This window comes from Xylanibacter sp. (genome assembly GCF_057607445.1).
This window is the reverse complement of sequence record NZ_DBLZAX010000002.1, coordinates 147,592-161,174: the sequence shown is the minus strand read 5'-3', so window position 1 is coordinate 161,174 and position 13,583 is coordinate 147,592. Positions and strand designations below refer to the sequence as shown.

General features: G+C 44.8%; 14 protein-coding genes. 6 read left to right on the top strand and 8 right to left on the bottom strand.

Translation table 11 applies throughout. The annotated features are described in order from the left end of the window. Positions 1 to 25: 25 nt before the first annotated feature. Together ACZMIG_RS02615 and ACZMIG_RS02610 are read right to left on the bottom strand one after the other, a co-directional pair. Positions 26 to 2,041 carry a hypothetical protein gene (locus ACZMIG_RS02615; protein WP_487888999.1) on the bottom strand — a complete coding sequence of 672 codons (2,016 nt, stop codon included), beginning with the start codon at positions 2,039 to 2,041 and terminating at the stop codon, positions 26 to 28. An 11-nt stretch (positions 2,042 to 2,052) separates the two neighbouring features. Then, positions 2,053 to 2,430 (bottom strand): hypothetical protein, encoded by a 378-nt coding sequence (locus tag ACZMIG_RS02610; RefSeq protein WP_487888998.1) that lies wholly within the window; start codon positions 2,428 to 2,430, stop codon positions 2,053 to 2,055. 55 nt (positions 2,431 to 2,485) lie between these two features. On the opposite strand from ACZMIG_RS02610, the gene ACZMIG_RS02605 reads away from it, so the two are divergent. Next, positions 2,486 to 2,818 (top strand): hypothetical protein, encoded by a 333-nt coding sequence (locus ACZMIG_RS02605; protein ID WP_487888997.1) that lies wholly within the window; start codon positions 2,486 to 2,488, stop codon positions 2,816 to 2,818. 235 nt (positions 2,819 to 3,053) lie between these two features. On the opposite strand, the gene ACZMIG_RS02600 is transcribed toward ACZMIG_RS02605, so the two are convergent. Then, a complete protein-coding gene (locus ACZMIG_RS02600) occupies positions 3,054 to 3,245 on the bottom strand; it encodes a hypothetical protein (protein WP_484261034.1) in 192 nt (63 codons plus the stop codon). A 152-nt stretch (positions 3,246 to 3,397) separates the two neighbouring features. Between ACZMIG_RS02600 and ACZMIG_RS02595 the strand changes: the two genes are divergently transcribed. Further along, complete coding sequence (locus tag ACZMIG_RS02595; RefSeq protein ID WP_487888996.1) at positions 3,398 to 4,147, top strand: LexA family transcriptional regulator; 750 nt, start codon at positions 3,398 to 3,400, stop codon at positions 4,145 to 4,147. A 398-nt stretch (positions 4,148 to 4,545) separates the two neighbouring features. On the opposite strand, the gene ACZMIG_RS02590 is transcribed toward ACZMIG_RS02595, so the two are convergent. Next, entirely contained in the window at positions 4,546 to 4,779 is a 234-nt protein-coding gene (locus ACZMIG_RS02590) for a hypothetical protein (protein WP_487888995.1), read from the bottom strand. A gap of 143 nt (positions 4,780 to 4,922) precedes the next feature. Between ACZMIG_RS02590 and ACZMIG_RS02585 the strand changes: the two genes are divergently transcribed. Next, positions 4,923 to 5,213 (top strand): hypothetical protein, encoded by a 291-nt coding sequence (locus tag ACZMIG_RS02585; protein WP_443680016.1) that lies wholly within the window; start codon positions 4,923 to 4,925, stop codon positions 5,211 to 5,213. 201 nt (positions 5,214 to 5,414) lie between these two features. Here ACZMIG_RS02585 and ACZMIG_RS02580 read toward each other — a convergent pair whose 3' ends face one another. Together ACZMIG_RS02580 and ACZMIG_RS02575 are read right to left on the bottom strand one after the other, a co-directional pair. After that, positions 5,415 to 6,122 (bottom strand): hypothetical protein, encoded by a 708-nt coding sequence (locus ACZMIG_RS02580; RefSeq protein WP_487888994.1) that lies wholly within the window; start codon positions 6,120 to 6,122, stop codon positions 5,415 to 5,417. A gap of 37 nt (positions 6,123 to 6,159) precedes the next feature. Further along, on the bottom strand, positions 6,160 to 7,023 hold the full coding sequence (locus ACZMIG_RS02575; RefSeq protein WP_418873947.1) for a DNA/RNA non-specific endonuclease: 864 nt from the start codon (positions 7,021 to 7,023) through the stop codon (positions 6,160 to 6,162). Between the two features lie 539 nt (positions 7,024 to 7,562). On the opposite strand from ACZMIG_RS02575, the gene ACZMIG_RS02570 reads away from it, so the two are divergent. The 3 genes from ACZMIG_RS02570 (at position 7,563) to ACZMIG_RS02560 (ending at position 10,430) form a co-directional block, all read left to right on the top strand. Beyond that, positions 7,563 to 8,609 (top strand): agmatine deiminase family protein, encoded by a 1,047-nt coding sequence (locus ACZMIG_RS02570; RefSeq protein WP_302353610.1) that lies wholly within the window; start codon positions 7,563 to 7,565, stop codon positions 8,607 to 8,609. A gap of 93 nt (positions 8,610 to 8,702) precedes the next feature. Continuing rightward, positions 8,703 to 9,578, top strand: a complete 876-nt coding sequence (locus tag ACZMIG_RS02565) for a carbon-nitrogen hydrolase (protein WP_125104510.1) — start codon at positions 8,703 to 8,705, stop codon at positions 9,576 to 9,578. 72 nt (positions 9,579 to 9,650) lie between these two features. Beyond that, the gene (locus ACZMIG_RS02560) at positions 9,651 to 10,430 is read left to right on the top strand and encodes a ZIP family metal transporter (protein WP_487888993.1); all 780 of its coding nucleotides are present in this window, start codon (positions 9,651 to 9,653) and stop codon (positions 10,428 to 10,430) included. Positions 10,431 to 10,544: 114 nt separating this feature from the next. Here ACZMIG_RS02560 and ACZMIG_RS02555 read toward each other — a convergent pair whose 3' ends face one another. Beyond that, positions 10,545 to 12,305: a 1-deoxy-D-xylulose-5-phosphate synthase gene (locus ACZMIG_RS02555; protein WP_487888992.1), complete on the bottom strand. Its 1,761-nt coding sequence runs from the start codon at positions 12,303 to 12,305 to the stop codon at positions 10,545 to 10,547. A gap of 271 nt (positions 12,306 to 12,576) precedes the next feature. After that, complete coding sequence (locus tag ACZMIG_RS02550; protein ID WP_082335311.1) at positions 12,577 to 13,512, bottom strand: cation diffusion facilitator family transporter; 936 nt, start codon at positions 13,510 to 13,512, stop codon at positions 12,577 to 12,579. Positions 13,513 to 13,583 lie beyond the last annotated feature (71 nt).

Here is a 13,583-nt window from a genome sequence, read left to right as displayed (position 1 = left end):
ATGCTATTTTAATATTGTTCTAAACTTAAACCTTTGCCAATGCGTCAGCCTCAAAATGTGCCACATCCATATAGGCTGAATAATCTTCCTCTTCATTCGGGACATAGACATCAACAGCTTCTGCTTTTACATTTTCGATAGCTTTTGATTCTTCTTTGCGTAGTATTCCGACCCTCTTGATTTTACCGTCCTTTATCATCTTGTCAAACTTGGCCACATACTTAGCCTGTTCTGTATAGGCTTCCTTGTCCGCTTCCGTCTGTTCGGCCGTATTCTCATTGTAGCGTTTTACAGGCTTACAGGTGGCAATATATCGGTCGTGCTGGTATATATATACCTCGGTGATATTTCCGTCCGTGTCGGGCAAGTAATAGGCCTCTACTTTGTAATTGCGAGGCTCCAGCTTGGATATGATTTCAGGATCCGGAAGGATGAAATTGTTATATTGCACTGTGAAAAAGCTGTTGTTTTTGATTGTTGTATCCGTGCGGAATCCTATAAAACGATACAACACAGCTTTGTCCCACGGTGCCAGATCCGGGTTTTGCTTGCTACACAATACGTCCCAACGTGTCATTCCAGGAAATCTCTTCTGGTTTGGATGAAGTTGGCTGTTGTATTCGTGGATAGACCGAATATCGTCTGCCACAAGCTCATCGTATGTATATGATTTCACTTTGTAGGTATTGTTTTTTTCGTCATATACTTTCTCCTCTTTTGGCCGGTTGGCCTCCAGCTTTGCATACCAACGTCCAATACCAACCTGACTTAGCTTCTCCACACCATACTTTTTAGCTCTGTTCATGTGCTCTGCTCGTTTTTCCCGGCTGTTGCCAGGATTACACCAGCGGATTAGCGGAAATACTGTTCCGGCTTGCATGAGTCCATCTGCAAAATCACTGACCAGATGGTGCTCAACCTCAAGTTCTGCAGGAATATACATACCGTTCCTGTCAAGAGTCTGAAACATATTACGCATACAATCCAGAAACAGTTCTGCGGTTTTCAGTCTGTTATGTGCATATCCAACTACCGCTCCACTGACCACATCATAAGCATAATATGCTTTTACTCGGTTACCGTCCTTCATTGGACGAGGCAGGTCGCGGTCATCAAGGGAAATTTTACTAAGAGAATATTCTCCAACCCTGCGAAGATGGTAGGGGCGGTATGCATTATTGAAGTCCCATTGGCTCATGTGCAGTTTTGCTCTGAACGCCTTGTTCTTTGGTTTATTCAGGTAAGCTGCCACCGTAGCCGGACTCAATACAATAGGATTGCCGTCCTTATCGGTAAAGTCAGCCGGATTAAGTATCTCACCAGTATCAGGATCAAATAATTCACGCTCACCTTGAAGGAACAAATTGTAGTTCTCATAAACCGTTGTATTGTATGGCTGTTCTGGTTGTGCATCAAGGGAAAGAAGCAGTTTTTCTATTCCATAAGTCACTTTACGCCTGTTCTGGTTCATAAACTTACCACTGATTAAACTTTCGTATCCGCGTGTCCTGAACTCGTTAACGCGCCGCTTGAAACGGTTGGCACTCATAGGTAGTGTGTGACCGAACTCAGATTGATAATAACTTATGGCCCCGGCCATTTCGCCCCAATTTACCGGACCGCCTTTCATTGCCTTTCGCATCAGAACAGCGTCCTCCATCACAGCAAGTACGGCCTCAATAACGGAAGCGTTTACGGTGTATTCGTTTATATGTTCCGGCGGTAATGCGTCTCCATTTTCGAACCGGAACTTTGTATAGAATTCCCTTGCTCTTGCATCAATGCGAAAGTTGCTTCCAAACCAATTCCTGAGTATATCCTCTTTCATGTCTCCGTATTTTTCTTTGATTTTCTCTTGAAATCTTTTCGGCAAGGTGGCTACTTCCACCAATGCGTAACCTCCCAAACCTCTTCCAGAACGTACCACGTTGATTTTACCTGTTGACGACAACTTCTTGTAATTCGGTACCGACATTATCGGGTTCTCTCCGCAAGTAAGGTCGTGATATGATATGCACAATATTTTTCCGTAGTACTCCATATTTCACCATTTTATAGTGCGGAGGCCATTTGCTGGACTTCGTGCTCCAATTGTAAAAAATCGGGAATACTTAAGCCCGTATAGCTGGATTTCTGCCGACCATCCACGTAAACGACAGCTTCATCTGTCTCCCGGTTATAGATAATTTTCACTCTCGGCCCGAAATCCAGCGTGATAGTACGCTCCACTTCCTGAAATGTGGTTTCGCACTCCGGTACAAAACCATCCGTTAGCTTTCCGCCTCTTTTCAGTGCAAGAGTACGGATGCGCCGGGCTTGTTCACTGTTACGCTCAAAGTTCAATGCCTGCCATACAGCCTGTCGGGTACATCCAAATGCTTTCATGAGGAATGTCTTAGTTTCATTGTCTGTCAAAATCTGCTTTTTCATTTGTCTATATGTTGATTTGTTATTATTTTTAGCGAAAATTTATAATGTAAACACAATGGTTCCATACGTACTGTTCACAATAGATATCACCACTGAAAATACAGAAATTACCGAAGAAGCATTTCGCGAAGCAGTCGCTCCTTGTCTAAACCGCCTTCAGGATTTGAAGGGTAGCTTTGACCGCAATACTGACATAACCACCGCCCTTCGTCGTCTTGCACAAGATGATGGACATGAACACTATGTAATGTGCGTAATCCTGGGAATTTCCGTAGGCATGGCTCGTGCTGAACATCTTCTGCAGGTTTATGATGCTTACGCAGAACTGATTGCTTTTGAACTTTCTGAGTACAAGGTACAGGCTGCAGGGGAAATCTTGAAATTTTAGAATCCAAACAAGTGACCTGCAAATAAGCCTTTACCATTTCCGGCTCTTTGTTCTTTATCTTTGCCATAGTCATAAGTTTTTTGATTAATTAAACATCGTAGGGTGCGGGGAATCGAACCCCGTCGGCTGTCTTCTATTTTCGTTTTCGCTTTCCAACTTTCCGGCCGTGCCAGCCACCCTCCAGCCCGTCTTTCCGGGCTGCCAGTTATCCGGTCAATCCTTTTGCCTGTATATTTTATAGCAACTCAATACAATTTTCCGGAACGCACATCAAAGTCCAGACTTCATTTCCCTTCATATACTCAATATCGTATTGAACATCGAATGTGCAGCAGTTATAATCCCAGTCATTTATAATTCCATCAATGGTTTCTCCATTCTTCTTTGTGACGCGAACACGTTGTCCTTTATCAAATTTTGCTTTCATACTCTTTAATCCTTAAAATTCGTTATTCTCAGCCTTTTTCATTATATTTGGCCGCTGTTTACATCTTTAACACGTTGCAAATATGATACGCTTTTGCGAATAAACAAAACAAATGCGAACAAATATTCGCATAAAATACATTTTATACGCTTATGACAATAAATGAAAGGTTTGAAATAATAATTCAAATGTTATTCCAAGGCAATAAAAGAGCTTTTGCTAAAGCAGTGGGTATAAGCCCTACAGTAGTGGAAAATATTGTTGGAACGAGAAAAGGAAAGCCATCCTACGATGTACTTGAGAAGGTGTGCTCAAATGCGAATATATCTGCCGAATGGCTGCTTTTCGGAAAGGAAAAAGATAAGATGTCGGATATGTTTAATATTCGTAAAGACCTTACGTTATCTTCAGCATCAGATGATAACTACAAAGATGATAAAAACACAATAACTACCGTTTTTACAAAAGAAAAAGAACATACATTGCTTCAAGTACCATCCAATAACAATGAGGGTATTCCTCTTATTCCATTAAGTGCAATGGCCGGTGCCTTCACCGGTGATACATCTGTGATGGAGTATGAGTGCGAGCGGTACGTTATACCGGCATTCAAAGGAGCCGACTTCTTGATCCAGGTAAAAGGAGATTCAATGCAGCCTACATACTATTCAGGTGATTTGGTTGCCTGTGAACGTGTTCCACTTAATGATCTTTTCTTTCAGTGGAACAAAACATACGTCCTGGACACCAAGCAGGGGCCGCTTATCAAAAGAATTATGCCCGGATCCGACAGTGAACACATACTAATCGTATCCGACAATAACAATTATCCTCCGTTTGAGCTTTCGAAGGATCAATTTTATGGCGTCGCTTTGGTACGCGGCATTGTGCGTCTCGAATAACCCTGTACAGGCGCAATCGCCGCATTATAGGCACGCGCACGGCTTTTTAGACCTAAAAATGAATGAAAACTCACGGAAATCTCTATAAATCAGGCGTATTTGTATTATATAATAATGTATATAACACCAATAACGTGCATTTTTCCACCTTGAAAATGCAGAAAAACGGCAGTTATTTGTTTGGTATGTATAGTTTCCTATTTCGTGCATACTCCGTAAAAATCGAAAAAGTAACCCCTAAAGTAACCCCTAACTTTATAAGAAGGTAACCCCTAACAGTAACCCCAAAGGTAACCCCTAATTAAAAATAGGCATAAAAAAAGGGGGCATTTCGCCCCCTAATCAGCATTCAAAGGAATAACGCCAGAAAGCCGTTCTAACGGCGTTATTTTATCGTTCTAATCATCCGCCTTCCTACCACCAGAAATAAGCGTAGATTGCTTGATTATAGCCTTTTTAGTGCATATAGTACCGTTCCCGGATAACCCTGCATGCAGTAAATAGTTCTTGGTTACTCCAACCTGTTCAGGAGTAAGAACAGTATAGACGGCCGAAATAGAGCTAAAATACCAGTCTTTTCGTCTGGATCCGTCAATGCTATGTAACAAATGCACGTGTATAACTTTAGCCATATCCTTTCATTTATATGTGCAAATATACCAAATAATTATTATTTGGAATAAAATTAATGATATTATAATTGTGAAAGATAAAAAAGAGATTGGTTTTGGCTTAATTTATTCAATAATGATGTAATTTTGCCATAAAAAGCACTATGGACTCGTTGGCAGATAAGAAAAAAGAATTTCAGAAACTATTTTTGACAGGGAAATATACCCAAAAAGAAATCGCGAATATACTTCAAGTTTCCAGAGTAACAATTAATCAGTGGGTGAGAGATTATCCAGCAACTACTTATATAAGAGTGCGTAACGCACTTGCAAAAGAATTAGAACGCCTTTCTAAATCCCCAAAGGGAAACGAAGAAATGATATTCAAATACATTCAACACCTTGATCTGCTTGATAAGATGATCCGTAAAGCTAAATACCTTCCTAAGATATGAAAATCCTTCATCACCGAAACCGAATGTAAAGATAGCCCCCCTATTTTAAGGCAATATCCCCTGTTTTTGTAAAAGCCATGTAAAGTTTTCGTAAAAGGAAAACCGCTTCGAATTATTTTCAGTTTTTATCCATCCGTTTATAACTACCTATAAACAAACAACTTGCACCATTCTTCCCATTATCATTGAAAAACCGCTTCGTTATACGCCCCATACAATCTTGTTGTAAACATTATTCATACCAGGCACAAAACTGTCAGGTATACATTGTTCAGCCTTTGCCACATACGTCAGCATGCTGTCGCGCCGTCCGGCAAGTCCCATGGCAAGCGCCATGGCGTTATTTCCACGCATTCGCCACTCATTGCTGACAATGCCGGCTGATATTGTGTTAAGCATACGTGCATAGCGCAAAGCGTTTATTGTGTCATGTTGCTTCATGTTGAGCATGGCCAAATGCTCATATATGCGCATTGCCATGACAGAGTCTCTCACATCGTCAATCAGGCGTGCCGCCCTTATCAAATCACATTCCACATCATCAGGCGAAGCACCTTGCCTAAGCCTGATCATGCCCATATAAAGCCAACAGCGCTGCAACATGGGCTTGTTGTCGGTATCTGCATAATAAGTGATGCTGCGTTTCAATGCAACCGAATCTGTGTTAACCACAAGCCGACTAAGGACATACGACATAAGCATGTCGTAATAAGCAACATCTTCTTCAGAAGACAGGTCGAAAGTCGTCATCGAATACAATATATTATAGGCTGAATCCGGATTGTCTTCAGCCAGACTGTCAACAAGTCTGAGTGTTGACGACGAACGACCGCTATCGCAAGATGCGGCTATCGAAATTGCGGCTATTACAAAAAACGAACATTTTATCAAGCCTGATATTGTTTTCATGTCTTATATTTATTCTGTGTTGATTATAGCTGCGGAGTTACCAATTTGCAATGTCTGCCGTAGCTTCCACATTTTTCTCGACATTATCAGGAAGCGAAGGGAAGAAGTCGATGCCAGTGATGCGCTCCACCTCGTCTACGGTGTTAACGTATGAATCTTTTGGCCGGTTGCCTGAAGTATTCTTGTAGATAAAGCCTATTGCCTGCGGATTATCGCCCGTGCGCAGCACTACTTTGAAAAATGCCTCGGGCACAACCACCTTGTTCTTGCCTATTGTCTTGTGCTTACCTTTATATAATATAGGGCCGCAGACTATATACAGGTCACCGTATTTCTTGGCCCATTTGCGGCATGCCATCTCCATCTCGTTCCAGTCGCCGCGGTTAAGATTGCCGTTCTGCGGACACATGTTTGTAAAGAGGAACGACTCTTCCATGGCTTTCTTGCTCCATTTGTTGTCGGCAGCCGGACACATGTGGCCACGGTCGTAGCCCGAATTATAGTAGTCCCAGTCTGTTGCGCGCGGCTCCGGCACTTCCGTGTCCTCTGCAAAGTCTACGCCAGAGCGCTTTGCGCTTCCCTCGGTGCGTTCAGCCGTAAGATGCCATGCCACCCAGTTCGGCAGCAGAGTGGTCTTGTTATACGATGCCACATACCCCGTGCGCTTCAGAATCTGCTCAGGTGTCCCCTTCGGTGATGTCTGCATAACCAGCTTGTCATCAGCTTCTGCTGATCCGGCAGACGCATCGCATGCCCCGGCCTCGCCGTCTTTCTGGTCAAGTTCCTCTACCAGCGCCTTGCCAGCCTCGCTGATAAGCGCCTTGTTATTCTTTGCCAAGTCGCACGAACACAGCGCAACGACCGCAATAAGCAATAAAAAATAAGCTCTAAAGTTCTTCATATCATCTGCGAAGATAGCTATTTATACGGTTATAAACAAGAAAATCGGGCTGATTTTACAGCTTATGCTATAAGACCAGCCCGACTCTTTTTATTCTACGTCAGCTTAAACAGGCATGTTTACGCGTCCGTAGTTGTACATTTTCAAAACGTTCACACAATACTTGTTGAACTTCTTGTTGTCTAAAATCCTGTTAACAATCTTTTTCATAATCTTTTTACCTTTCCTATTTTTAATTTCTACCTGTAGGATGCATCTTCACATCCTTGTTATCCTTTTTCCTTTATTTCTAACGCAAAGGTAATACCATTTTCAGCATGTCAGAACGTTTTTGTCTATGAATTTGGCTTATAGTGCCTCTATTTTGACATGCGTCAAACAGGTTGATTTACATCAACGAAAATCTGACATAATGACACCTTATATAATAAAATGCAGCTTTTATTTGCTCATTATCCGCACTTATATTATTTTTGTAAAGCAATCAGAAAAGACATACACACATTTTGCATAACATAAACAAAACCGAAGCAAGAAGTATGAACAACAATGCCATATTGCTGCCCGAATGGGCAAATCAAAGCGCCATACAGCTGACATGGCCGCACGAAGGCACCGACTGGCGTGAGTATCTTGACGATATATGCGCAACATACGCCGAAATGGCTGACGCCATAACACGATATGAGAAGCTGCTCGTGGTTGCCCCTGAGCCGGAATTGGTGAAAAAGGAACTCAGCAAGAGACTGACAAGCTGTCAGTTGGACAATATAATATTCCATAAATGCCCCACAAACGACACATGGGCACGCGACCACGGATTCATAACACTTGGCGGCGACGGCACCTACACGCTGCTCGACTTCCGCTTTAACGGATGGGGCGACAAGTTTGAAGCCGCTCTTGACAACGCCATAAACCGAAGTCTATACGACAACGGTGTCGTAGAAGGCACTTACACCGACCTTAACAGCTTTGTGCTGGAGGGCGGATCCATTGAGAGCGACGGACGCGGCACCGTGCTGACCACAAGTCAGTGTCTTCTGGCACCTCACCGCAACCAGCCGTTAACACGCAGCGAGATAGAGCAGAAACTGAAAAGTATGCTGCATGCCGAACGCATCTTATGGATAGACTACGGACATCTTGAAGGCGACGACACCGACGGCCACATAGACACACTGGTAAGAATAGCTCCCGACGACACCTTATTATATATAGGATGTGACGACAAGAGCGACAGCCACTATGACGACCTGAAACGCATGGAAGAACAGCTGAAGACGTTCCGTACAGCCGACGGCAAGCCATACAGACTGATGCGCCTGCCCATGCCTGCGGCAATATATGACGACGGCGACAGACTTCCGGCCACTTACGCCAACTATGTGATAGTGAACGGCGCCGTTATTTATCCTACATACAATCAGCCAGACAACGATGCTGAAGCCGAAAGAGTAATCAAAGCGGCCTTCCCCGGCAGAGATGTCATAGGCATAGACAGCCGCACCGTTATACGTCAGCATGGCTCGCTGCACTGCTGTACGATGCAGCTCTACAGCAAAATAACGGAACAGAAACAATAAGCCATAAAAGCATATACGGCTCATAAAATCCTGAATGTCAACACATAAGGCAGCAGCCGTAAATTAAATCAAACAAAACAACAGCAAAACAGAATGAAAACAGGAATAATTCAGCAACATAACACAGCTGACAAGAAATACAACATGCAGCGCCTTGCAGAAAGCATAAAGGCACTTGCATCTGAAGGAGCAGAACTGATAATATTGCAGGAGTTGCACAACTCGCTGTACTTCTGTCAAGTTGAGAATGTCAACAACTTCGACCTGGCAGAACCGATACCCGGTCCGTCGACCGAGTTTTTCGGCAGTCTGGCCAAAGAACTTGGCGTGGTAATCGTTACTTCGCTTTTTGAAAAACGTGCAGCAGGACTTTACCACAACACAGCCGTGGTGATAGAACGCGACGGAACTATAGCAGGCAAATACCGTAAGATGCACATTCCTGACGATCCTGCATATTACGAGAAGTTTTATTTCACACCAGGCGACCTTGGTTTCCACCCCATCGACACATCTGTAGGACGTCTCGGCGTGCTCGTATGCTGGGATCAGTGGTATCCGGAAGCAGCCCGTCTGATGGCTCTTCAGGGCGCCGAAATGCTAATCTACCCCACAGCCATAGGCTTTGAAAGCTCTGACGAACCTGCAGAACAGCAGCGCCAGCGCGAGGCATGGACAACAGTGCAGCGCGGACATGCCGTAGCCAACGGACTGCCTGTGGTTGCCGTAAACCGCGTGGGACACGAGACCGACCCGTCGGGAATGACCGGAGGTATAGAGTTCTGGGGCAGCTCATTCGTTGCCGGACCGCAGGGCGAACTGCTATACAGGGCATCAGACCATGAGGAAGAGCGCAAAATAATAGACATCGACCTGGCCCACAGCGAGCAGGTGCGCCGTTGGTGGCCGTTCCTTCGCGACCGCCGCATAGATAAATACACTGATATTGTGAAGCGCTTTATCGACTGAGACATCACATCATAGCGTTAAATTCATAATGTCACATATGTCTCATTTGTCTCATAAATAATTAAAACAGCAATGGAAGGAATAATCTTAGGACTCCTCATCCCCCTGATGGGCACAATGTTAGGCTCAGGTTTCGTGTTTTTCATGAAGAAAGACATGCCCCCGCTGCTGCAGAAAGCCTTGCTGGGCTTTGCCTCTGGCGTTATGGTGGCAGCCTCGGTATGGTCGCTTCTAATACCCAGCATGAATATGTGCAGCCATATGGACAAATGGTCTGTCATGCCTGCAGCTGTCGGTTTTCTGGCCGGCATAGGCTTCCTGCTGGCCATCGACTATATCACGCCACACCTTCATCTTGGCAAGTCTAAGCCCGAAGGACCGCGCAGTCATCTGTCACGCACGGCAATGCTTTCGCTAGCCGTCACCATACACAATCTTCCTGAAGTCATGGCTGTAGGCGTAGTACTTGCAGGAGCCATGCAGAGCGGAGCCGGTATAACGGCAGCCGCAGCCCTTGCCATGTCACTTGGTATTGCAATACAGAACATTCCCGAAGGCGCTATCATATCTATGCCCATGCGTGCAGAGGGCAACAGCCGAATGAAATCGTTTCTTTTAGGCAGTCTCAGCGGAATAGTAGAGCCGTTAGGCGGACTTATAGTCATTCTGCTTGCCTCGATGATGACGCCCGTGCTGCCTTATCTTCTGGCCTTTGCGGCAGGAGCTATGATCTACGTTGTTGTCGAGGAGCTTATCCCCGAAGCCTCTGAAGGCGAACACTCCAACATAGGCGTAATTGGCTTTTCCGCCGGTTTTGTCCTCATGATGATTCTTGATGTCGTGCTGGGATAAGGGATGATAATTTAGAATGGAGAATGGAGGATGGAGAATTATGATTTGTTTTATTGCTCCTATCCATCAAGAGCAATCATAATTCTCCATCCTCCATTCTCCATTCTAAATTTTCTAAATAAGATTTAGAACATCAGCTACAATTTGTTCCTCGGTCAGATGGTTGTCGCGCAGCAGCTGCTCAACATCATATCTGTCGTAAAGAGCCTTACGCACGCCGAAACATATTGTCTTCATTTCCGATGGTCCGTAATAGCGGCTTATACGTTCTCCGAAGCCACCGTCTATGCATCCGTCTTCTATCGTAACAACCAGTTTGTGGTCTTTCTTCAGACCTTCAAGCATTTCTTCGTCAATGCCGGACACAAAACGGGGATTGATAAGCGTGGCATTTATACCTTTACCGGCAAGCATATCTACCACCTTCTGACCCTTCTGATAGAAGTCGCCAAGAGCAATCACGGCCACAGTGTCGCCCTTTTTATCCATCTTATACTTATTCAGCTGGCTGTAGTCCGTGTCATACTTCTCATCGCTATGTGCCACGAGAGCCTCCGGTATGCGTATTGCCACAGGATATTCTGTCTGCTTTATAGCCCAGTCTTCCATGGCAACAAACTCTTCGTATGTCGTCGGGGCAAGATAAACAAGATTAGGAATATGACTGAGCATAGGAATATCAAAGAAACAAATATGCGTTATGTCATTCATTCCGTAGACAGATGCGCCTACAACATTTATCACAGCAGCGTTTCCGTTCACACAGAGATCCTGTGCAATCTGGTCATAGGTGCGCTGAATAAATGTGGCATAGGTCGTGTAAACAGGTCTTACGCCGCCTTTAGCCATACCGGAACTCAAAGCCACAGCTTCTTCCTCGGCAATGCCAACGTCGATATACTGGCGTCCCATCTGTTTCCTTATCTCCGGAGTAAAGCCTGCTCCACCAGGAACGGCAGACACTACGGCAACCAACTTCGGATCGTTCTTTGCCTTCTCTGCAAGATACTGGCCTATAAGTGCCGGAAGATACTCCTCGCCATCACCTGCAGAAGCCTTCAGATTACCTGTCTCAAGGTCGAAAGGCATACTCCAGTGGAATCTTTCCTTGTTCTCTACTGCAGGCGCATAGCCATGTCCTTTCTCCGTATGAATGTGTACAACGACAGGGCGCTCGGCGTCCTTCACTTGCTTAAATGCGGCTATAAGCGAGGCTATGTTGTTGCCGTCCTCAACATAAACATAGTCGAGCCCCATAGCCTTAAAGAAGTTTAGTTCTGCTTTTCCGTCTGTATCACGCAGCAGCTTCAGGTTTCCATACAGTCCTCCGTGGTTCTCGGCAATAGACATCTCGTTGTCGTTAACCACTATTATCATGTTTGTACCTATCTCAGCGGCCATGTCAAAGCCCTCAAAGGCCTCGCCTCCGCTCAGAGATCCGTCACCGATAACAGCCACTATATTCTCCTTTCCGCCCCGTATGTCGCGCGCTTTCTGCAATCCTGTAGCCAAAGCCACAGACGTAGAAGTGTGCCCTATCTCAAAACAGTCATATTCAGGCGACTCTTCCGGCGAACTGTATCCTGACACATCATCAAAGCGCTTGTTGTCTAAATATCCGTAAGCGCGGCCTGTAAGCATCTTATAAGGATAAACCTGATGAGACACATCGAACACGATTTTGTCCTCGGGAATGTCAAAAACATACACAAGTGCTATCGTCGCCTCTGTTATACCGAGGTTAGGGCCCACGTGGCCTCCGTGATTGCTGACACGGTTAAGCACACCTTCACGAATTTCTCCGGCAAGGACATCGAGCTGCTCAATACCAAGTTTGCGGACATCCTGCGGACTATTAATTTTCTCTAAATACATAAATATATTTCCATTTATCTTATTTCAAAGGCAAAATTACAACAAACCCTACAAAAACAGGATAAACAAATTACATTAAAAAGTAAACATTCTACTCTTTCACACCTTTCAGGCAGTAAACATTAAGCCATTCAAGACACCTAAGTCGGTGTGATGAATGGCTATTACCCCACTGCTGAACAGCCATAAAAGCAAGCCTGACAGCAGCGTATTTCACATCTTACGCCTCGATTTTCACATTCAGCTTTCAATTCATACGAGGCGTTACGGATTATTTCTCTCCGTCATTTTCAGGAGCCACATATTTGCCGTCAACCTTCAACGGCTCAACATGAAGCCCCACATGAGTATCTTCACCAAAATGCTCACGCAGTTTCTCTTCTATATCGCTTGCCCTTCTGTGGGCCTCATAAAGAGATATATCGCCCGGCATACGCAGGTGCATCTCTATCGCTATGTTGTTTCCTATACGCCTTGTGCGCAGGTTATGTATTCCGCTCACGCCGATTTCACTTTCGGCAATGCTCTTTATCTCTTTCTCCACATCATCAGAAAGACTCTTTTCCAGCAGTTCATCAGATGCCTGACGAATCAGTGTCAGGGCTGTCTTGATGATGAACAGACTCACAACAACAGCTGCTATCGGGTCAAGCACGGCCCAACGGGAGCCCAGGAATATGGCTCCTCCAATACCCAAAGCCGTACCTATTGACGAGAAAGCATCGCTTCTGTGATGCCATGCATTAGCTATGACAGCCTGAGAGTCGACAGCCTTGCCAACCTTAACAGTAAAACGATAAACCCACTCTTTTAGAACCACGCTGAGCACAGCGGCAATGAATGCCACATATCCTGGCTGCTGAAGCGGCTCACCGTTAAGGGCCATTATGATTTTCTCCACTCCGCCATAGCAAATCATCACTCCCACAAAGAGCAAAGCCAGTCCGATTAGCGATGTTGCAAGAGTCTCATACTTGCCGTGTCCATAATCGTGGTCGCTGTCCTGCGGTTTGTTGCTCAGCTTGACAAACAGCAGAACGACAATATCCGTTATCAAGTCTGACAATGAATGGACAGCATCGGCAATCATGGCGGCCGAATGTCCAAGTATTCCGAACACAAACTTCAGCACGACAAGAACAATGTTGACCACGCTTCCTAGCACAGTCACCTTGTAGATTTTCTTTTCACGCGTTTTCTTATCCATCATTTTTACCTGTAAACCAATATTTATAAAAACCGATAATTATTTTATCCTCAATATAAAGTTGACGCTTC

What these genes read in the sequence shown, in the direction of transcription:
- ACZMIG_RS02615 (WP_487888999.1), bottom strand. Translation starts at nt 2,041, where the DNA reads ATGGAGTACTACGGAAAAATATTGTGCATATCATATCACGACCTTACT.
- ACZMIG_RS02610 (WP_487888998.1), bottom strand. Translation starts at nt 2,430, where the DNA reads ATGAAAAAGCAGATTTTGACAGACAATGAAACTAAGACATTCCTCATG.
- ACZMIG_RS02605 (WP_487888997.1), top strand. Translation starts at nt 2,486, where the DNA reads ATGGTTCCATACGTACTGTTCACAATAGATATCACCACTGAAAATACA.
- ACZMIG_RS02600 (WP_484261034.1), bottom strand. Translation starts at nt 3,245, where the DNA reads ATGAAAGCAAAATTTGATAAAGGACAACGTGTTCGCGTCACAAAGAAG.
- ACZMIG_RS02595 (WP_487888996.1), top strand. Translation starts at nt 3,398, where the DNA reads ATGACAATAAATGAAAGGTTTGAAATAATAATTCAAATGTTATTCCAA.
- ACZMIG_RS02590 (WP_487888995.1), bottom strand. Translation starts at nt 4,779, where the DNA reads ATGGCTAAAGTTATACACGTGCATTTGTTACATAGCATTGACGGATCC.
- ACZMIG_RS02585 (WP_443680016.1), top strand. Translation starts at nt 4,923, where the DNA reads ATGGACTCGTTGGCAGATAAGAAAAAAGAATTTCAGAAACTATTTTTG.
- ACZMIG_RS02580 (WP_487888994.1), bottom strand. Translation starts at nt 6,122, where the DNA reads ATGAAAACAATATCAGGCTTGATAAAATGTTCGTTTTTTGTAATAGCC.
- ACZMIG_RS02575 (WP_418873947.1), bottom strand. Translation starts at nt 7,023, where the DNA reads ATGAAGAACTTTAGAGCTTATTTTTTATTGCTTATTGCGGTCGTTGCG.
- ACZMIG_RS02570 (WP_302353610.1), top strand. Translation starts at nt 7,563, where the DNA reads ATGAACAACAATGCCATATTGCTGCCCGAATGGGCAAATCAAAGCGCC.
- ACZMIG_RS02565 (WP_125104510.1), top strand. Translation starts at nt 8,703, where the DNA reads ATGAAAACAGGAATAATTCAGCAACATAACACAGCTGACAAGAAATAC.
- ACZMIG_RS02560 (WP_487888993.1), top strand. Translation starts at nt 9,651, where the DNA reads ATGGAAGGAATAATCTTAGGACTCCTCATCCCCCTGATGGGCACAATG.
- ACZMIG_RS02555 (WP_487888992.1), bottom strand. Translation starts at nt 12,305, where the DNA reads ATGTATTTAGAGAAAATTAATAGTCCGCAGGATGTCCGCAAACTTGGT.
- ACZMIG_RS02550 (WP_082335311.1), bottom strand. Translation starts at nt 13,512, where the DNA reads ATGGATAAGAAAACGCGTGAAAAGAAAATCTACAAGGTGACTGTGCTA.